Raw genomic sequence first — 19585 nt, forward strand, 5'->3', positions numbered from 1 at the left:
AATGAATATGGTCAAAAGGAAGCGCAGGCTTCCCCGGCTGTCAGGCCGCATCTGGCTTCTGGTGGTCATATGGGTGGTGTGCCTGCTATATTTGTTGTTTCAGGGCGGCAAGACGTCGGTCATGCTGTTGTCTATGGTTACGCTGTTAATCGTTTATTTAGGGATCGTTGGTCTGAGTGGAGTTCGCCGTGTGCAAGGCTCCCGGCAGCTTTCGCAAGGCTCGGAGTTTGGAGAACTGCTGCATGCGGGAGATCAGGTGCATGTAAAGCTGAGCCTCAGCATTCCTGGTTTTCTTCCGTTACCCTATGTCATTGTCCGTGAGGTCCTCAAGCGGCATACAGGTGAATCCTGGTCGTTTGAGGACAGTGTCATTCCTAGTCTAAAAGGGGGCGGTCAGCTTACATTTCAGACTCCCGCTTTAGAGCGAGGAAGCTACCACTTTGAGGAAACTGAATGTGTGAGTGAGGACATCTTCGGTCTGTTGGAGCACAAAGGCAGCTTGAACGCACGCGGTGAATTTCGGGTGCTGCCCCGAACGGTATTCATTCCGTATTGGCAGATGAATGACCGTCGCTCAAGGATGTCTGGACCGCAGACCGTTCAAACTCGAACGCGGCGTGAGACGACACAAATTAACGGTGTACGGGACTATGTATATGGAGATCGGTTTTCGCGCATCCATTGGAATGCGACGGCTCGTACAGGTAGCTGGAAATCCAAGGAATTTGAGCATGAGACCGTTCCAAAAACGATGCTTGTGCTGGACGTACACATGAAGCATTATGTAAACGCCGAACAGTTTGAGCTAGCTGTATCCTCCACCGCTTCATTGCTGGAATATGGTGGACGGGAGCGAATGGGGGTTGGATTGTGCACAGCTGGAGAAAAAGGCACTGTCTTTCAGCCAAGTGAGCAGACAATGGAACGACAACGAATGATGCATCACTTGGTAGACATACACACAACTTCACAAGGTAGCTTGAAATCCGCTGTAGAAAGCAGTGTGCGCCAGTTTCCGCAAGGCTGTTATTTTATACTGATTAGTCCGCTGAATGATTATCAGGCGATGGAGCTTCTTCGTTGGGCCGATACCCGAGGGATGACTCCGTGCCATGTCTATATCGGAGAAGGTTCTGCTGAGGGAGAAGCTGAAAAATGGATGAGCATGCTTCGTGCAAGGGGAATCAAGGGCTACGATGTTGAGAGCCTTGAAGAGCTCCCGGCTGTAATGGGGGGAGGGACACTATGAAGAGCTGGTTACAATCGTTAAAGGGTTCCTGGGCCCCCGCTTTTACATTTTTATGGATTATTATTATTGCCATGCAATGGGTTTCTTTTGCTTCCGAATTATGGCTGGAAGAGACAAGAGCACTTGTACTGATGACCATTACAATGCTGGCTCTGGTGAAGATTGTACTACCATTTCGTCCTTGGATTGAATTTATTGTTAAGGCGGCGGCGCTGTTTTTTATTTTGTATCGGACATTGGTGTCTTACTCCATCATTATCCCCTTCGGAGGGGTAGCCAATCGCCTGGACCAATTTATATCCAATATGTCTCCTTATATTTGGTTTTCCCTCATCGCTTGGCTAGTTATTGAAATGGTGCCGCTCATCGTTACAACGAAACAGCGGATTCTTGTTTTTGTGGGTATTAATATCGCCGCGCTGGCAGTGCTTGATTCCTTTACGCCAACTGTGCTGTGGGAGGAGGTTGCCTGGATCGTCTTTGCTGGTATGGGTTGGCTAGTGACACAGCATCTGCAGTATTTTCGGCAGCATTATCCTCAAGGGTGGAAGCATATTCGACGCTATCCATATAAAATAGCAGCCAATATTGCGGTCATTTTTGCGCTCATTATTATGGCTGGTGTCAATATGCCCGAGGTACAGCCAGCTTTGACGGATCCCTATACAGCGTGGACCCAGAGAAATAGCTCAACCACCGCCGGGATTAGCAATGGATCTGGGGCACTGAATCAGCGGATGAACACCGCATCAGGGTATAGTCGCCAGGATAATCGGTTGGGTGGAGGTTTTAATTTTGATTATTCTCCTGTCATGACCATCACGACCACTCAACGAAGCTATTGGCGGGGGGAAACGAAACGAACCTATTCCGGTACAGGCTGGAGTGACGGGGGAAACGATGATCAAACGCTAAATGATGTGCCGATGACCGCAGAGCTTGAAAACACACAAGAAACGCGGCATTCGACTGAGCAGGTCGTTCAGACCATTACGATGCAAAATGACCAGAGCTATCCTGTTCTGTTTGGCGCCTATTCGGTGCAGCGTGTTCAATCGGTGGACAGAGATTCACGGGCAGATGGGTTACATTGGAACCCGGAACAGGCGGAACTGCTTTGGAATCCATCCTCCCGAAGAACTGCTTATCCTAAAACGTATACTCTGGTATCACATGTCCCTGTGATCCCTGAGAAAGAGCTACGCACAAAAACTTTTAATGAGTTGTACGGAAAAAACAAACAGGATGCCTATCTACAAATTCCAGATGAGTTGCCACAGCGGGTTCGTGATTTGGCTCAGAACGTAACGTCAACGGCGAAAACGCCGTATGAAAAAGTCGGATTACTACAGCAGTATTTGCAGCAAAATTATGCATATACGAACAACCCGGACCTCTCACGGAAAAGAAGCAGAGATTTTGTGGATGCCTTTCTGTTTGAGATTCGGGAGGGCTATTGCGATTATTATTCCACCTCATTAGTCATGATGGCTCGCTCTGTTGGGGTTCCAGCCCGTTGGGTTAAAGGGTATGCACCTGGTCAGCAGACGTTTTCAGATGATGCAACAACGGGCGAAGGTGATGAAAATATGTCCTCTTACTCCGTGACAAATGCGGATGCTCATTCCTGGGCGGAAGTATATTTAGGTGAATACGGTTGGGTTCCTGTAGAAGCTACGCCTGGCTTTGATATGCCGCTGCTTACGGAACAGGAGGATTCAAAGACTCCAGAAGCCCCAGAGGTTAAAGATCAGCCTGAACCAGAACAGCCTGAGCAGAACCCGCAGACTGATCCGGAGGAAGGTTCAAAGATTCATCCTGTAATCATAGGTTCTGCTGCTGCAATTCTGCTGCTGTGGGCTGCTTATATCGTCTGGCGTAATCGGGCAGACATTCACTTTTACCTGCTGCGTTTACGCAGAGGTAAGCCGCTGACCCCGGATGAAAAGGTGGTCGTGGAAACTGAGCACTGGTTAAGGTACATGCGAAGAAAGGGATTTGTCCGCGCCAGTCACGAGACGCTAAGGGAATCAGTTGATAGATGGTCGCTAGAAGTACCGGAACAAGCTTCTATTTTACATCAGCTGCTTGGACGATTTGAACAAGCGCGTTATAGTCCCTCATCCGTAACCGCAGAAGATTGGCATATGGTTCGCCAGCAGGCCTCTCTGTTACACAAAGAAGGATGGATAAAACGATGGGCTGGAAGAAAAGCTGCGACGGATCAGAAGGATCAAGACTAGTCTATTTTTGATTAGGTTCAATTTGCCGTCTATTTTAATCTTTAGCTATATTTAGTGAAAAAGCTGTCCGTTTGTTGCGGATAGCTTTTTACTAAGCCATAGTAATATGGTATAGTTTGTCGTATGAAACTGAGGTGACCGACGTTGTTTGAAATGCTGATGCCCAAATTACGGGTGAATACCGTCTTTGATATTGATCTCGAAGGCTTGTATGCTCAAGGATATCGCGGCATTATTACGGATCTGGATAACACGCTGGTCGGCGCAAAAGCGCCGAATGCGACTCCCGAGCTGGTGGCCTGGTTTGAGAAGGTCAAACAGGCGGGTTTTAAGCTTGTCATCGTGTCTAACAACAATATGGACCGTGTATCCGTGTTTGCTACGCCTTTGGACATTGAATTTATACATGCCGCACGGAAGCCCTCCAACTCGTCTTTTCGTAGAGCCATCCGTATGATGGGGCTGACTCCGGAAGAGACTATTATGGTCGGAGACCAAATGTTGACGGACGTATTGGGAGGTAACCGACTGGGATTGCATACGGTGTTGGTGCTACCGATATCCATTCATGATGAAGGAGTCATGACCCGATTTAATCGGCGGTTGGAGCGAATCGCGCTCTCAAGGTTACGTAAGAAAGGCTTATGGCTTGAGGAGGAAAAGAAGAATGACTGAAAGACCTGACGGCGGCACTGCCGTCAAATGTAGTGGTTGCGGTATCACCGTGCAGACCACTAGCCCGGAGCTTCCGGGATATATTCCTGAAAAATTGCTTACTCGCGAACCTGTCATCTGTCAGCGTTGCTTCCGGATCAAAAACTATAATGAGACGTCTTCAGTGACGGTGAATCAAGATGAGTTCTTGAAGCTGCTCAGCCAGATTGGGGACAAGGATGCGCTCGTCATCCACATTGTAGATATTTTTGATTTTGAAGGTAGCTTGATTTCCGGTTTGCAACGCTTTGTAGGCTCCAATCCGGTTATACTGGCTGTGAACAAGACCGATTTGCTGCCTAAGGTAACGAATTGGAACAAGGTACGTAACTGGGTACAAAAGCAAGCGAAGGAGCAAGGACTTCGCACGGAAGAAATTGTTCTGTGCTCAGCTAAAAAAAATCAGGGCTTTGACCGTCTGTTGGATGTGGTATCTGAGCTCCGTGGTAACCGCGATGTATATGTGGTCGGAGCGACAAATGTGGGTAAATCCACGCTCATTAACCGCTTGATTCGTGATTATAGCGATATGGAGCAGGAACTTACAACGTCCCGTTACCCGGGGACTACACTCGATATGGTGAATATTCCGCTCGACGACGGCAAGCACATTATTGATACTCCGGGTATTGTATACCCTTGGCGATTCAGTGAGATCGTCTCCCGTCAGGACTTGAGTGCTATTATGCCGGACAAGCCGCTGAAGCCTGCTGCGTATCAGCTTGATGCCGGACAAACATTGTTTTTCGGCGGTATGGCCCGATTTGATTTTGTGGAGGGTCAGCACCAATCATTTACCTGCTATATTAACGGTGGTCTTAAAATACATCGCACGAAGCTGGAGCGGGCTGATCAGTTGTTCGCTGATCATGCCGGGGAATTGTTATCTCCGCCAACACGCGATCAATTGGCAGAAATGCCGGAATGGACAAGACATGAGTTCCGCGTTCCACGCAAATCTCCATCGGACATCTACATTTCCGGTTTGGGATGGATCAGAGTGAATAGCGAGAACGGAGCTCTGGTTGCGGTTCATGCTCCTCGGGGAGTCCGTGTGCTTTTGCGGCCTGCGTTGATATAACGTTGCTGTAACCATGTTATAGGGCGGCAAGGAACAGGTACTGGTTCCTGCCGCCATTCATGTATTTGTGCGGCCTAATATTTTGCAATATGGGGGAGAGCAACGATGAACAGCGGGGAGTCTGAAGCGACCGAACAAGGTCTTGTACTATTGGGCGTATTGGGTGATCCGATCAAGCACTCCAAATCGCCTCTTATGCATAAAATAGCTTTACAGGCAGCAGGGATTGAAGGAGATTTTGTACCTCTTCATGTCAAACCGGATCAGCTGGAAGATGCCATGAAGGGGATTCGCGCTATGCATTTCCGCGGAGTCAATGTGACGATTCCCCATAAAGTCGAGGTTATGAAATATCTGGATGAGATTGATGAAGGGGCCAGACTCATTGGCGCTGTCAATACGATAGTGAATGACAATGGACGGCTCAAGGGCTATAACACGGACGGAATTGGCTACGTACGTTCCCTCAAAGAAGAGACTTCTGTCGATTTGAAGGGCGCAAGAATTGCTGTTCTTGGAGCCGGAGGGGCTGCTCGTGGCGTAATTCATGCTCTATTGGAGGAGCAACCGGAATCGGTTATTATTTTGAACCGAACACGTGACAAAGCTGAGCAACTGGCATTAGAGTGGACGACGGAGGCGATCCCAGTGAGGGGTTATTCCAACGAGGATGCCAAGAGCGTGCTCGCCACAGTGAATGTGTTGATTAACACAACCTCGGTGGGAATGTCCCCTTTATCGGATGAACTTCCACTGAAAACGAGCTTGATTCCGGAGGGAATCATTGTGAGTGATTTGATCTACAATCCGCTGGAAACGAGACTTTTACGGGAAAGCCGTGAACAGCGCGGCTGCACTGTACATGGGGGCTTGGGCATGTTCGTGTACCAGGGGGCTGTGGCTTTTGAGTATTTTACAGGGGTTGTCCCTGCTGTAGAGCAAATGAGAGCGGCTGTGCTGAGTAGCCTGTCGTAAGTAAGATTGTACATTAAAATTATGGAAATGCTGCATTGTATATGTGGCGACGAAGGGGTTAAATATACATGTTAACAGGTAAACAAAAAAGATATTTGCGTTCAATGGCGCATCATTTGGACCCGGTTTTTCAAGTAGGCAAAAACGGTACGAATGAGCATCTTATGCGTCACATCAACGATGCGATTGAAAAGCGTGAGCTGATGAAAGTGCAAATTTTGAACAACTGTTTGGACGACAAACATGAAATTGCGGAAGAACTGGCCGCGGAGACAGGTTCTGAGCTTGTTCAGATCATCGGGAGCACTATTATTTTGTACAAAGAATCCCGTGATCATAAGGAAATCGAGTTGCCTAGAGGATAACACGCGGGGAGAAAATTATGAAAATCGGTATTATGGGTGGTACATTTGACCCAATTCATATTGGACATCTGCTGGCTGGAGAAGCGGCAAGAGATGCCTATGGTCTGGATCAAGTATGGTTTATGCCTTCTCATATTCCTCCGCACAAGCATCAGGCGGGGGCGAGCGGTAAGGAGCGTCTGGAGATGACGAGTGAAGCGGTAGCGGGTCATCCTGCTTTTGAAGTGCTGGATATTGAAGTGCTTCGCGGGGGAGTATCCTATACCATTGACACGATCAAGGAGCTTCAGGAGTTGCACTCTGCTGTGGATTTTTATTTTATTATTGGTGCGGATATGGTGAACTACTTGCCTCATTGGCAGGGAATTGAGGAACTGGCGCAGCGAATTTATTTTATTGGTGTTCGGCGCCCAGGGTTCCAGCTTGCGTTGGATGAGTTGCCGCATTATTTGCAGGACAAGGTACTGCTGGCGGATATGCCAGTGGTGGACATTTCGTCGACGGATATTCGAGAGCGTGCTGCGGAAGGGCGTACCATCCGTTATCTTGTGCCTGATCGTGTGCATGACTATATTACAAGGGGCGGTTTGTATGAAGTACAGCCGTGAGCAATTAATGGAAGCCGTATCTGGTCAAATGCCTGAAAAGCGCTGGAAGCACACACTAGGTGTTATGCATACCTCAGTTGAGCTTGCGCAGCGATATGGAGCAGATCCGGATAAGGCCGAACTGGCGGCTATTTTGCATGATGTAGCGAAATATTGGCCTGTCCAGCAGATGGAAGAGGTGATTCGCAGTCATCCCGAATGTGATCAGGAGCTTTTGGAACATAACAAGCAGCTCTGGCATTCAGAGGTAGGATACTGCGTTGCAGCAAGAGATTACGGAGTGGATGATCCGGAAATAAGGAATGCGATCCGCTGGCATACGTCAGGACGCGTAGGTATGAGCCTGCTGGATAAAGTCGTGTGTCTCGCTGATTACATCGAACCGGGACGGGATTTTCCGGGGGTTGAGCATATCCGTAAACAGGCAAAGAAAAGCTTGGAGCAGGGCCTTATCGCTGGATTTGACTCCACGATTACATTGTTGCTGGAAAAGAAAAAGGTTATTTTTCCACTGACAGTCTTGTCGCGCAATGACTTGATTCAACAACTAAAACAGAGAAAAACGGAGGTTCATGAATGACCCTAACTAATGAGCAATTAATGCAAACAGCGGTTGATGCTGCAAATGATAAAAAGGCAATGAATATTGTCGCACTGGATTTGCGGGGAATATCACTAGTAGCTGATTATTTTGTCATCTGCCACGGTAATTCGGATACACAGGTACAGGCGATTGCAACAGAAATTCGCAAACGCGCTCATGATGAAGGTGTAACCATCAAAGGAATCGAAGGAATGGATTCCGCCCGTTGGGTTCTAATGGATTTGGGGGATGTCGTAGTGCATGTCTTCCATCGCGACGAGCGCGAATACTATAACATTGAACGACTCTGGTCGGATGCTAAGGTTGTGGAAAAGGTATGAGTTTGATCGCCGGTACTTATGTCACCATTATGGTGGATCGTGAGGTATCTCCTTTCGGTTATTTTCTCACTGTTGGTGAGCAGGATGTGCTGCTGCATTATACGGAGCTGACACGTGAAATCGAAGTTGGTGAACGGTTGGAGGTATTTATTTTTCACGATACAGAGGACCGTTTGGCCGCAACCATGAAAAAGCCGTTCTTGTCGTTGGGCGAAATGGCAAAACTTGAAGTGGCTGATGTGCATCCGCGTTTGGGTTGTTTCCTGGAGATGGGATTGGGTCGTCAGCTTTTGCTGCCGATTCGTGAGTTGCCAGAAAACCGAGATTTACATCCTCGGGTGGGCGACTACGTATATGCCATTATGGAGCATGACAAGCAAGGTAGACTGCGGGCTAAGCTGGCAGGGGAACAGGAGCTGGCTCCGTTGTGCTTCCACGCCCCTGATTCGTGGTTAAATACATGGGTGCAGGCGACTGTGTACAAGCCGCTTCAGATGGGCACATTCGTCCTGGTGGACGGAGGTGTGCTTGGTTTTGGAGCGATTGGAATGATTCATTCCTCGGAGCGTAACCGGATGCTTCGCTTGGGCGAAGAGGTCAAGGTACGGGTCACGCTTGTTCGGGAAGACGGTCGGGTCAATCTGGCGATGTCACCACGCAAGGAAGTAGGCCGTGATGAGGATGCGGAGCGGCTGATTGCTTTTCTGAAAGAGCGTCCGGGCGGCGGCATGCCTTATTCCGACGCAACACCGCCGGATATTATCAAGCAACGGTTCGGTATCAGTAAATCCGCCTTCAAGCGTGCAATGGGCAAGCTGATGAAGGAAGGAATGATTACACAAAAGGAAAACTGGACCTACCTGGTGGAGAAAATGCCGAAACCGAAGGACGGGAATGGGGAATAAAAAATGGCTTCTTACCGGAAGTTTGCCTATGTGTATGATGAGCTGATGCAGGACATGCCGTACCCGGACTGGTTGCGCTTTGCACGGCAGGCTTGGGATCAGTACGGGATGCCGCATACGGTGGCCGAGCTGGGCTGCGGAACGGGTTCAATTACGATCCCCCTGGTTAACTCGGGCTTCGAGGTGGCTGGAATCGACTTATCCTCTGACATGCTGGCAGTAGCCCGTCGCAAAATGGAAACCACTCCACAGGGACAGCGATTGTTTCGTGAGGGAAGCGTTCGCTGGATACAGCAGGATATGAGAGAATGGATTTTACCCGAGCCTGTGGATTCTGTAATTTCTTTTTGCGATTGTTTGAATTACTTGTTGGAGGAAGAAGATATAATTTCTACTTTTCGCAGAACGCATGCTGGTCTAAAGCCTGGCGGAACCTTCTTGTTCGATGTACATCATCCGCAGACGTTTTTACGCTATGATGAAGAGCAACCATTCGTACTGGATGAACGCTCTATCTCGTATATCTGGACATGTGCGTTGGACACTCCCCGTTGTGAAATTGAGCATCATCTTAGTATCTTTGCGAAAGCAGAACAAGAAGGACGCGATCTATACCAGCGTTTCGAGGAAATACATGTTCAACGTGCCTATGACCCAGACTGGATGAAGGCAGAATTGTCCAAAGCGGGTTTTCGTGATGTGAAGGTATATGCGGATTTTGAATGGGTAGAAGCAGAAGATGACGCGGCGAGACTGTTTTATGTTGCTGTAAAATAGCAAGGCTTCATTTAGCAAGTATGGGAAAAGAAAGACGCTTTTCATGATGACATGAAGGGCGTCTTTTTGCACTCATATATTCACTTTATAGCTCAGCTGAAGCTCATCACCCGGTACACCCCGAATGCCCCAGTTCTGTTTGGGTGTTTCAAATATAGTAATCTCAAGATCCTGTGGAGAAATACCCAAAAGATCGTTAATTCTTTGGAATAACAGGTTAATGAGTTGCTTCTTAGCTTCTGTCGTTCTGCCTTCAAAGATACTGATTTCAATAATGGTGTACGCCTCAGAGCGACCATCGGCATATATAAAGTCTTCCTGATCCATAGGAAAAAAACGTTGAAACCTCTTGTCAGGAGGATATTTGAACGCATCCACCACAGCAGAATGAATCACCTCTGAAAGTTGCTTTTTGATTGGATTTAGAGTTTCTTTTATTCCGTAAATTTTAATCTGTGCCATTTCTCAGCTCACCTTTCTTATCTCAACTCATCTCAACTTGAAGCGATTTAATTCGAAATCATTATAAAACATTCGTATGCATGTGTCATGAACAATTAGTATGAAGAGGGTCTTTAACACCAAAGGTAGTCCTTATTTGACTTTTTTCGCGGTTTTCAATATAATAGTGCCATTATTAACGGTTAAACAATCGCTGATGAGGAATAGTAGCTTTGTCTGGACATGTAGAGAGCTGGCGGGTGGTGCAAGCCGGTTGACAGTGCAAAGTGAACTCGCCTCGGAGATATGCGTCCAACGCAGGAACGCCCTATACAGGTGCTTGTATCCTGTTATTAACCCGCATCGGATCACCTCCGTTATCAGGTGCAAAGGGAGTAGAACGCGAAGAACGCTTTCTGCTAACTAGGGTGGTACCACGGGAATATAACCTCTCGTCCCTAGCGCTGACACGCTACGGGATGCAGAGGTTTTTTTGTTGCATACCGTTTGAGGAGGAAAAGACAATGACAGACACACAGCCGAAGCACGGCTATCAACCGCAAAGTATTGAACCAAAATGGCAGAAATATTGGGATGAGAACAAGACGTTCCGTACCGGGGAAGAGCCGGGCAAACCGAAGTTTTATGCTTTGGATATGTTTCCGTACCCATCTGGAGCCGGCCTACATGTAGGCCACCCAGAGGGCTACACAGCTACGGATATTGTTTCACGATATAAAAGAATGCGCGGCTACAACGTACTGCATCCGATGGGTTGGGACGCCTTCGGTCTGCCTGCCGAGCAGCATGCGCTGGATACAGGGGAGCACCCACGCGAAATTACGGTGAAAAATGTAAATAACTTCCGCCGTCAAATCAAATCGCTCGGCTTCTCCTACGACTGGGATCGTGAAATCAGCACGACGGATCCTGATTATTACAAATGGACACAGTGGATCTTCATCCAGCTGTACAAGCGCGGCCTTGCATATGTAGCTGAAGTACCTGTGAACTGGTGCCCGGCGCTGGGAACGGTGCTAGCGAATGAAGAAGTTATTGACGGTAAGAGTGAGCGTGGCGGTCATCCGGTCGTCCGTAAACCAATGCGTCAATGGATGCTGAAAATTACGGAATACGCGGATCGTCTGCTGGAGGATCTGGAGGAACTGGATTGGTCTGAGAGTATTAAGGATATGCAGCGGAACTGGATCGGTAAGTCTACCGGGGCAGAGGTTCGTTTTCCAATTGAAGGCTATGACGAGCAACTCACAGTATTTACAACCCGTCCAGATACACTGTTCGGCGCAAGCTACTGTGTGCTGGCACCAGAGCAGGAATTGGTGGATATTATCACTACGCCTGAGCAAAAGGATGCTGTGCAACAGTACCGTGAACAAGCTGCTCGTAAAAGCGATCTGGAGCGTACGGATCTGGCCAAGGATAAAACAGGCGTATTCACAGGAGCTTATGCAGTGAACCCGGTGAACGGCGAAAAGCTGCCGATCTGGATTGCTGACTATGTACTTGCAGGCTACGGAACTGGAGCGATTATGGCTGTACCTGCTCACGATGCGCGTGACTGGGAATTTGCCAAGCAATTCGGATTGAATATCATTGAGGTTGTCCAAGGTGGAGATGTGGCTAATGAGCCATATACTGAGGATGGACCGCACGTCAATTCCGGCCCGCTGAATGGACTTACCAACGAGGAAGCGATTCCGAAGATGATTGAATGGCTGGAAGCCGAGGGCAAAGGACACGGCAAAGTCACCTATCGCCTGCGTGACTGGCTGTTCAGCCGTCAACGCTATTGGGGCGAGCCGATTCCGGTAATTCATCTGGAGGATGGAACGATCAAAACGGTTCCTGAGGACCAACTTCCGCTCGTACTGCCGGAGATGGACAATATCAAGCCTTCAGGTACAGGTGAATCCCCGCTGGCGAACGCAACAGATTGGATCGAAACCATTGATCCTGAGACAGGTATGAAAGCACGCCGCGAGACAAATACAATGCCGCAATGGGCAGGCAGTTGCTGGTATTACCTGCGCTTTATTGATCCGAAAAATGACAAAGAGCTTGTATCCAAAGAGAAACAACGTGAATGGATGCCTGTTGATTTGTATATTGGCGGAGCGGAACATGCGGTTCTTCACTTGCTGTATGCCCGTTTCTGGCATAAGGTACTGTATGATATCGGCGTAGTGGAAACGAAAGAGCCTTTTTATAAGCTGGTCAACCAGGGTATGATTTTGGGCAATAACAATGAAAAAATGAGTAAATCACGCGGTAATGTCATTAATCCTGATGATATTGTCAATACGTTTGGCGCCGATACGCTGCGTATTTATGAGATGTTTATGGGGCCGCTGGAAGCGACCAAGCCATGGAATGAGAATGGGGTAGAGGGAGCACATCGTTTTCTGTCCCGCGTATGGCGCCTGTTTGTTTCCGAGGATGGTAGCCTGAACGATAAAATTACAAATGACGGCGGTAGCGATGAGTTCAATCGTACTTGGCACAAAACGCTGAAAAAAGTAACCGAAGATCTGGATGCACTGCGCTTCAATACAGCGATCAGCCAGCTGATGATCTTCACCAACGATGCATACAAAGCAGACCTTCTGCCGCGTGCAGCAATGGAAAACTTCGTGCAAATGCTGTCGCCGCTTGCACCCCATCTGGCCGAGGAATTGTGGCAGCTGCTGGGGCACAATGATAGCATTACCTACGCGGCCTGGCCTGCTTATGATGAAGCATGGACGGTGGACGCCGAAGTGGAAATTGTTGTGCAAGTGAATGGTAAAATTGTGCAGCGTGCAACGATTGCCAAGGATCTTGATGCTAAAGCGATGGAAGCATTCGCTGTGTCGTTGGACAATGTTCAGCAGGCACTGGCCGGCAAAACGATCCGCAAGGTAATTGCTGTACCAGGTAAGCTGGTTAATATTGTTGCCGGTTAATTGGCTTTAAGCCGAAGGAGACATCCACCTTTTGCATGTCTTCTTCATACTTGTTGTGCGTGGCCTGTATCAGCTCGGGAAAGACACTATGCAGGCTGATGTCCAACAGTGCGAGAGCTTCGGCAGTAATACCTCCGGGAACCGCTACTCTGGCCTGTAACTCGGCTGGTGTCATCCCGCCTTCCGTGAGCAGCTTTCCAGTGCCGATGATCATTTCACCGGCCAGGGCGCATAGCTCCGTACGGTCTATACCTGTAGCTTGAACTGCGGCTTGAATCCACTGGTCCATAAAAAAGGCCAAGAAAGCAGGACCGCAACTCGAAAAATCCGACGTGATTCGAGTATAAGATTCTTTAACCCGAATCGGCCTGCTGATGTGGGACATAAGCTCTTCCAGAAGGGTGCGGTCCTCCTCTGTAATCCGGCTTCCATGGATGCATAGTGAGGCTCCGCTGCCCACTTGGTGGGTGATACTGGGAATAATTTTGGACACTTTGGCTTTCAGTGCATGCTCCAAAATACGAATCTGCACCGGGCTTGTGATAGATACGACGATTTGCTCTTCTGTAATGACGTTGCGTATTTCATCCGTTACGGCTTTTGATTCCAGCGGCTTCACACAGATAAACAAAACATCGCTTTCCGCTGCCGTTTCACGGTTGCTTTGGGCTGCATGCAAACCTGGATAACGACGGGCTAGCTCGGTTACCTTGGAATGCGTTCGATTGCTTGCTGATATTTGCTGCGGCTTGAGTGCGTTAGAATTAATAAAAGACTCAATTAGCAGACTTCCCATGCTGCCAGTCCCGATAAATCCAACTTTCATTGTTCAACGTCCTCCTTTCATACTTTGCGGTATAGACGCTGTGCTGTCAGCTGTCATTCTTCTTAGTGTATGCGCCTGGTCTTGGCCGACATGACGAATTTTATGTCTGAGCATGTTAGATCGTGCCCGGGGTCGTACCACTTTTTTGTAAAAATGCTCACAGCGAGACCGTATGGAGGTTGTTTGCACCCTCCGGTTTAACGGGAATTGGACAGACTTGCTCTGTTTGATTGAGACGGTGTTTTCAGTCGGCTCAATTTCCCGAAATCCATGTGGAGTAGGGGACGATACGGAAATGAAACGCGTATGGACAGGAACAGCGATAACGCTTGCTGTAATCGGGAGTGGACTTATTTTATTTGCCGGAGGACAGCGCTCTGAGCCGCAAGAAGAGTGGACTTTACTTAACCATAAGGTGGAGCAGGCTGTGGCGATGGATTCAGAGCCAAATGAGTCGCAGCGCAGCAGTGACTATGCCCAGAAAAAGCCTGCTGTAAAAGAACCCTCAGACAAAGCTGAGCGCAGTAGGAATGCCGAAGCCGCTGACAATGTGAAACGTGATACTGTGCAGATTTCTACTGGTGTATCTGCTGCTGCGAATCCGAGCTCAGACACAGGTATTGTTAGTTCGAGTGGTGCAACGACGAGTAGGACCAATACGGTAAGTGATTCGGTTACTACACCCGTTTCCGGCGAAAAAAAGGTAAACATCAACACGGCGACTGCTGCCGAGTTAATGGAGCTACCAGGGGTTGGGGCTAAAAAAGCCGAGGCTATTTTGAACTACCGTAATCAGCATGGGGCGTTCAAACGTGTGAACGATTTGGATCATGTAAAGGGAATCGGAGCTAAAATGTTGGCGAAAATGAAGCCGTATGTCAGCTTGTAACTTATATAAGATTACAATGTACAGGCCCTGAGAACGGCGGTAGCGGATATGGTTTACGTTTTAACTTGTTTATACGGGAGAGATGGAAATGAGTGCAGATGTACGCAAGGACTGGGACACCTATTTCATGGATATCGCTTATATGGTATCCACCCGTTCGCGCTGTGCGCGGCGTCATGTTGGAGCCGTACTTGTACAAGGTAAAAAGCTCTTGGGGACGGCCTATAATGGAGCACCATCCGGGGTGCCTGACTGTTCTGAGGCAGGCTGTATGATCTCAGAGGAGTATGAGGTCGTTCACCGTGATGGGCGCGAGGAAATGGTTAAGAAGCAGCGTTGTATTCGCACTATTCATGCGGAGCAGAACCTGCTACTGTTTACTGACCGAATTGATCGTGAAGGCTCTTCAGTATATGTCACTGACCAGCCATGCTGGACGTGTGCCAATATGTTGGCGAACAGCGGTATTGTGGAGATTGTATACCACAGACCTTATCCCAAAGATGCCGACAAGGTTCGTGCTATGATGGAGGAAAAGGGAATCGCCTTTCGTATGCTGAAGACCTATCATCCACCGAAAGAAACGCTGATGGATGTAATGAATTAAAAAGTAAACGAGGAAGAACCTCTGACAAATGCTATTTTGTCAGAGGTTCTTTTTGTTTTGTGTTTTTTGGACAGAAAGCAATGTTTCCTACCGGAAGGTGATTGTATTCAAGCTAAACTTGTGTTAACTAGACCTATATTGACCCTTACTGTTTGTTGGATTACAGGAAGTGCAGGGGCATGTCTGTATTCTGGACGGATGCTTTTGTTGCTCTGGGCGGGGGTTACCCTGATCTTTCCGCTTATAGCTTTATTGATGAAAATCTCCATCCGGCATATGGTATTACTTTGGCTTGCATTCAGCGGTGGTGGATTTCATTGGTATTGGCATGATACGCATAATGTTAGCAGTATTCCCGATGCTCTCCATGTATCGTCTTCTATGGTGGAAGACATGTCTGTTCAAGCAGCAGGGCTTATCGCTTCTGAAGTACAGGTAGATGGTGATCGAACACAGTTTGAGATGAGAGTCACCTCAATCAATCACTACGGAAGTCATTCGAAAAAGGACGAGAATCGTGCACTAATATCAGAACAGGTCATTGTTCATATCAAGTTGGCTGCCAAGCAGGAACAGCAACTTGCGGCAGCGTGGCAACGTGGAGATGCAATCCTACTGCGTGGCACCTTAAAGGCTCCTGCAAAAGCGGGGAACTTTGGTGGCTTTGATTACAGTGAATACCTGCACACACAGGAAATCCACTGGCTTTTCAAAGGCGATGGGGCAGCCTCGTTACAGAAGCAGGAGGCTTCACTGTGGAACCGCTACACTTTGTTCAGATGGAATGATCAGCTTAGGGAGCAGCTAGGGCAGAGAATGGAATCGGCATTTACATCACTTCATCACGCAGGATATATGAAAGGACTGGTACTTGGGGTAACAGATGAGTTGGACCCAGCAACGTATAACGAGTTTACGCAGCTTGGTTTAACGCATATTTTAGCAATATCGGGCATGCATGTGGCGGTATATGCAGCTACACTATTATATTTACTCAAGCTACTAAGAGTTAGCCGCGAGACATCTCTTACGGTCGTGATGATACTCATTCCGGCTTATGTCCTGCTGACAGGTGCCTCTCCCTCTGTTGTGAGGGCGGGAATTATGGCGATGATCGGCTTGTTTGCAGCCCGACGAGGTATGCTCAAAGACGGACTTAATATTCTAAGTATATCCGCGTTGCTCATGCTGATTTGGAATCCATATTATCTACTTAGCGTCAGCTTTCAGCTTTCCTTTTTGGTGACGGGTGGGTTGCTCATTTATATGCCGCTTATGAAGCCGTTTTTCGCCAAATGGCCTTTCCTAATCGGCGGTGAAGTTGCGATTACAATTACGGCACAGCTTGTTTCGTTTCCAATGACAGTATTCTACTTTAATCAATTTTCGTTGTTATCATTTGCGGCCAATTTTGTGCTTGTACCCCTTATTACATATATCGTGCTTCCATTAGGTACGGTGGCGATGGGGCTTTCCTTTTTGTGGGGGGATGGGGCTCGTATTCTTGCGTGGCCGGCAGAGCAATTGAACGATTTGACCTTTTTACTAGTGAAATGGCTGAATGTAGATGATGCTTATGTGAGTATTTGGCCGTCTTCTTCCATCCTGTGGGTCATGGCGTATTACGCAGCTCTGTACAGTGTTTTGTACTGGCTCAAAAGGTGGCTGACATCCCGCAGGCAAACGAACGACATTACCGTCTTGAATTCTACTGCCATTTCATCACCTATATATACAGGATTAGCAGCTTCTCCAGAATGGGCGGCTATATTGCATACGGCTCCTGAACCTGAGGGAGCAGGGAAATTTGCAAGTCGACAGTGGAATGGTTATCGTCATTTGGCACTGGCTCTAAGTGTTATTGCTTGGCTTGGAATATTGTATACAGGTTACCAATCTCCTGGTGAGGGAAATACGGGAATTGTTCAATATCTGGATGTGGGCCAAGGTGACAGCATTTTAATTACAACACCGGGCGGGAAACATATCTTGGTTGATGGTGGGGGTACAATGGATTTTGCGACAGGGAAAAATGCTTGGCGCAAGCGTGCAGATCCCTACGAGGTGGGTGAAGATACGATTGTACCCTTGCTAAAGCAACGAGGTGTGCATCGCCTGGACGCTGTCATTTTAACGCATGGAGATCATGATCATGCCGGAGGACTACAGGCTGTGCTTGACCAGATTCCCGTATCTACTTTGTTTTTTAACGGTACCCTGACAGATAAAACCCCATTCCGTAAGCTGTTGAACACGGCTTTAGACAAGCAGATCAAGCTGTATGGTGCACATCATAGTATGGAATGGGAACCAGACCAGGCTACGAAAATCCGCTTTCTCTATCCGTTTACACTACCGGAGAACGAATCTGAGCAGTTGCCTGTTATGAAGGAACAGAATCATTACTCTGTTGCCATGATATTGGAGATGGAGGGAGCCTCTTTTTTGTTCACAGGAGATATGGATGATGCAGCAGAGTCGTCGTTGCTCTCTGAATTAACTCGTTTTTCATCAAGTGTGAAAGATGAGGGAGCAACGGGGGAAGTAAGGAAAGCTATAGATGTCATGAAAATAGCACATCACGGCAGCAAGTACTCCACCTCGGAAGAGTGGTTATCCTACTGGCGACCGAAAGTATCTGTTATTTCGGTCGGTGCGACCAATACTTACGGACATCCGAATGAAGCGGTATTGGAACGTTTATCGGCAGTTAATTCTGCTATATATCGAACAGATACGATGGGAGAGATACAGATTCGAGCACAGCAAGGAAAACTGAGTGTGCGGTACCAACGCAAATAGTTTTTTCGATCCTTTTTTATCAGTACAACAACACACTAAAACGGGTGCTCACTCTCAGGAGTGGGCTGTTTGCTTTGAATCCAATCTGCATGGACAGTAGCTGTAAGCTTTGATAGAATCATATGAGTAATGAAAATGAGAATCATTATTAATGGGAGGAATATTGTGAGTTATTTTAAATTCAGAGCATCAGCTTGTTTGTTCATCATTTCGTTAATGCTGGTATTGAGCGCATGCGCTACAAGTGGGAGTGGGACTGTAACAGAAAGCGGTCAATCGACTGCTCTCAAGACCACATCAACTGGAGATGAAGCTGCCACACGTACATATGAAAGTGATAAAGGTACAATTACTCTTCCTGAGCATCCCCAGCGTGTCGTAGTGGCAGTCGATGATTATGTAGGTGATGTGCTAGCACTTGGTATTACACCTGTAGGGGCTCCAGACACTGTATTTGATGCTCCATACTATAAAAAATATTTGAATGGTGTTGCAAATATCGGTGACAGTTCCGCATTGTCCCTTGAAAAGGTAATCACCCTGAAGCCGGATTTGATCATTACCTATGATGAGAAAGCGTATGAAAATCTGAAAAAAATAGCACCTACAGTATATATTCCATATGGTAAATATCAATATAAGGACCGTCTGATGGAGCTGGGCAAAGTGTTAAACAAGGAGCAGGAAGCGAAGAATTGCCTGGCTGATTTTGCAACCAAGATTGCTGAGAAGAAACAGGCTTTGTCTGACGTCATTGATTCGGGTAAAAAAATCGCTATTTTTGAGATTACAGGAAAAGAATTATATCTATATGGAAAATCTTATGGACGTGGAGGAGCCATACTTTATGATGAGCTGGGACTTCATGCTCCTGAGAAGGTAGAAAAGGCAGCGTTCGAGAAGGGATGGGCCAGCATTTCAATAGAGGCTTTACCGGAGATGCTGGGCGATGCCGATTATTTAATGTTGGGTATTAGAGGCGACGGAACAGACCAAGGAAAAGATATTTTATCTAAAAGTGTGTGGAAGAACCTTTCTGCCGTTAAAACAGGTAAAGTATATCAATACTCAATCGACGATTTTTATTTTCAAGATCCGATTGCTCTGACTTATCAATTAGAACTCATATCTGATTTTTTGGTTTCCAAGAAGTAACAATATGATCTTGCAGCTCGATAGGCTAGCATTTAGATGTATGTAGGAGCTAGGGGAAGGT

At 47.5% G+C, this 19585-nt stretch carries 19 protein-coding genes and 1 other annotated feature; of the genes, 17 read left to right on the top strand and 2 right to left on the bottom strand.

The features are described 5' to 3' along the window. Position 1 precedes the first annotated feature (1 nt). The 11 genes from MKX59_RS09305 to MKX59_RS09355 all read left to right on the top strand — a co-directional run bounded on the left by MKX59_RS09305 (position 2) and on the right by MKX59_RS09355 (position 9841). Complete coding sequence (locus tag MKX59_RS09305; RefSeq protein ID WP_028540433.1) at positions 2–1249, top strand: DUF58 domain-containing protein; 1248 nt, start codon at positions 2–4, stop codon at positions 1247–1249. Next, on the top strand, positions 1246–3492 hold the full coding sequence (locus MKX59_RS09310; RefSeq protein ID WP_028540434.1) for a transglutaminase TgpA family protein: 2247 nt from the start codon (positions 1246–1248) through the stop codon (positions 3490–3492). Before MKX59_RS09305 ends, MKX59_RS09310 begins: the two co-directional genes overlap by 4 nt. Positions 3493–3636: 144 nt before the next feature. Then, positions 3637–4167 (top strand): YqeG family HAD IIIA-type phosphatase, encoded by a 531-nt coding sequence (locus MKX59_RS09315; RefSeq protein WP_340858308.1) that lies wholly within the window; start codon positions 3637–3639, stop codon positions 4165–4167. Then, the gene (yqeH, locus tag MKX59_RS09320) at positions 4160–5287 is read left to right on the top strand and encodes a ribosome biogenesis GTPase YqeH (protein WP_028540435.1); all 1128 of its coding nucleotides are present in this window, start codon (positions 4160–4162) and stop codon (positions 5285–5287) included. Before MKX59_RS09315 ends, yqeH begins: the two co-directional genes overlap by 8 nt. 105 nt (positions 5288–5392) lie before the next feature. Next, positions 5393–6262, top strand: a complete 870-nt coding sequence (gene aroE, locus MKX59_RS09325) for a shikimate dehydrogenase (protein WP_028540436.1) — start codon at positions 5393–5395, stop codon at positions 6260–6262. A 68-nt stretch (positions 6263–6330) separates the two neighbouring features. Then, a complete protein-coding gene (gene yhbY / locus MKX59_RS09330) occupies positions 6331–6627 on the top strand; it encodes a ribosome assembly RNA-binding protein YhbY (RefSeq protein WP_013311197.1) in 297 nt (98 codons plus the stop codon). Positions 6628–6644: 17 nt separating this feature from the next. Next, complete coding sequence (nadD, locus tag MKX59_RS09335) at positions 6645–7235, top strand: nicotinate-nucleotide adenylyltransferase (RefSeq protein ID WP_013311196.1); 591 nt, start codon at positions 6645–6647, stop codon at positions 7233–7235. Next, positions 7219–7815 (top strand): bis(5'-nucleosyl)-tetraphosphatase (symmetrical) YqeK, encoded by a 597-nt coding sequence (yqeK, locus tag MKX59_RS09340; RefSeq protein WP_076295470.1) that lies wholly within the window; start codon positions 7219–7221, stop codon positions 7813–7815. Before nadD ends, yqeK begins: the two co-directional genes overlap by 17 nt. After that, on the top strand, positions 7812–8159 hold the full coding sequence (gene rsfS / locus MKX59_RS09345) for a ribosome silencing factor (protein ID WP_013311194.1): 348 nt from the start codon (positions 7812–7814) through the stop codon (positions 8157–8159). Before yqeK ends, rsfS begins: the two co-directional genes overlap by 4 nt. After that, positions 8156–9064 carry a CvfB family protein gene (locus MKX59_RS09350; RefSeq protein ID WP_076295469.1) on the top strand — a complete coding sequence of 303 codons (909 nt, stop codon included), beginning with the start codon at positions 8156–8158 and terminating at the stop codon, positions 9062–9064. Before rsfS ends, MKX59_RS09350 begins: the two co-directional genes overlap by 4 nt. Positions 9065–9067: 3 nt before the next feature. Then, positions 9068–9841 carry a class I SAM-dependent DNA methyltransferase gene (locus MKX59_RS09355; RefSeq protein WP_023989528.1) on the top strand — a complete coding sequence of 258 codons (774 nt, stop codon included), beginning with the start codon at positions 9068–9070 and terminating at the stop codon, positions 9839–9841. Positions 9842–9913: 72 nt separating this feature from the next. Here MKX59_RS09355 and MKX59_RS09360 read toward each other — a convergent pair whose 3' ends face one another. Then, positions 9914–10303, bottom strand: a complete 390-nt coding sequence (locus MKX59_RS09360; RefSeq protein ID WP_028540439.1) for a tautomerase family protein — start codon at positions 10301–10303, stop codon at positions 9914–9916. 184 nt (positions 10304–10487) lie between these two features. Beyond that, positions 10488–10745, top strand: a binding site (T-box leader). Positions 10746–10806: 61 nt separating this feature from the next. Here MKX59_RS09360 and leuS point away from each other — a divergent pair. Further along, complete coding sequence (gene leuS, locus MKX59_RS09365) at positions 10807–13245, top strand: leucine--tRNA ligase (RefSeq protein WP_023989526.1); 2439 nt, start codon at positions 10807–10809, stop codon at positions 13243–13245. Here leuS and comER read toward each other — a convergent pair. Continuing rightward, positions 13226–14071 carry a late competence protein ComER gene (gene comER, locus MKX59_RS09370; protein ID WP_028540440.1) on the bottom strand — a complete coding sequence of 282 codons (846 nt, stop codon included), beginning with the start codon at positions 14069–14071 and terminating at the stop codon, positions 13226–13228. The genes leuS and comER overlap by 20 nt on opposite strands. 295 nt (positions 14072–14366) lie before the next feature. Between comER and MKX59_RS09375 the strand changes: the two genes are divergently transcribed. The 5 genes from MKX59_RS09375 (at position 14367) to MKX59_RS09395 (ending at position 19524) form a co-directional block, all read left to right on the top strand. Next, on the top strand, positions 14367–14960 hold the full coding sequence (locus MKX59_RS09375) for a ComEA family DNA-binding protein (protein WP_028540441.1): 594 nt from the start codon (positions 14367–14369) through the stop codon (positions 14958–14960). 88 nt (positions 14961–15048) lie between these two features. Next, a complete protein-coding gene (locus MKX59_RS09380; RefSeq protein ID WP_025723414.1) occupies positions 15049–15567 on the top strand; it encodes a deoxycytidylate deaminase in 519 nt (172 codons plus the stop codon). A gap of 179 nt (positions 15568–15746) precedes the next feature. Continuing rightward, positions 15747–15899: a hypothetical protein gene (locus MKX59_RS09385; RefSeq protein ID WP_340859014.1), complete on the top strand. Its 153-nt coding sequence runs from the start codon at positions 15747–15749 to the stop codon at positions 15897–15899. Next, positions 15829–18369 (top strand): DNA internalization-related competence protein ComEC/Rec2, encoded by a 2541-nt coding sequence (locus MKX59_RS09390; protein ID WP_340858998.1) that lies wholly within the window; start codon positions 15829–15831, stop codon positions 18367–18369. Before MKX59_RS09385 ends, MKX59_RS09390 begins: the two co-directional genes overlap by 71 nt. 165 nt (positions 18370–18534) lie before the next feature. Further along, positions 18535–19524, top strand: a complete 990-nt coding sequence (locus tag MKX59_RS09395; RefSeq protein ID WP_340858309.1) for an iron-hydroxamate ABC transporter substrate-binding protein — start codon at positions 18535–18537, stop codon at positions 19522–19524. Positions 19525–19585: the final 61 nt, after the last annotated feature.

Origin of the sequence: Paenibacillus sp. FSL R7-0340 (assembly GCF_038002205.1) — a bacterium.
GTDB classification, from domain to species: Bacteria; Bacillota; Bacilli; order Paenibacillales; family Paenibacillaceae; genus Paenibacillus; species Paenibacillus polymyxa_B.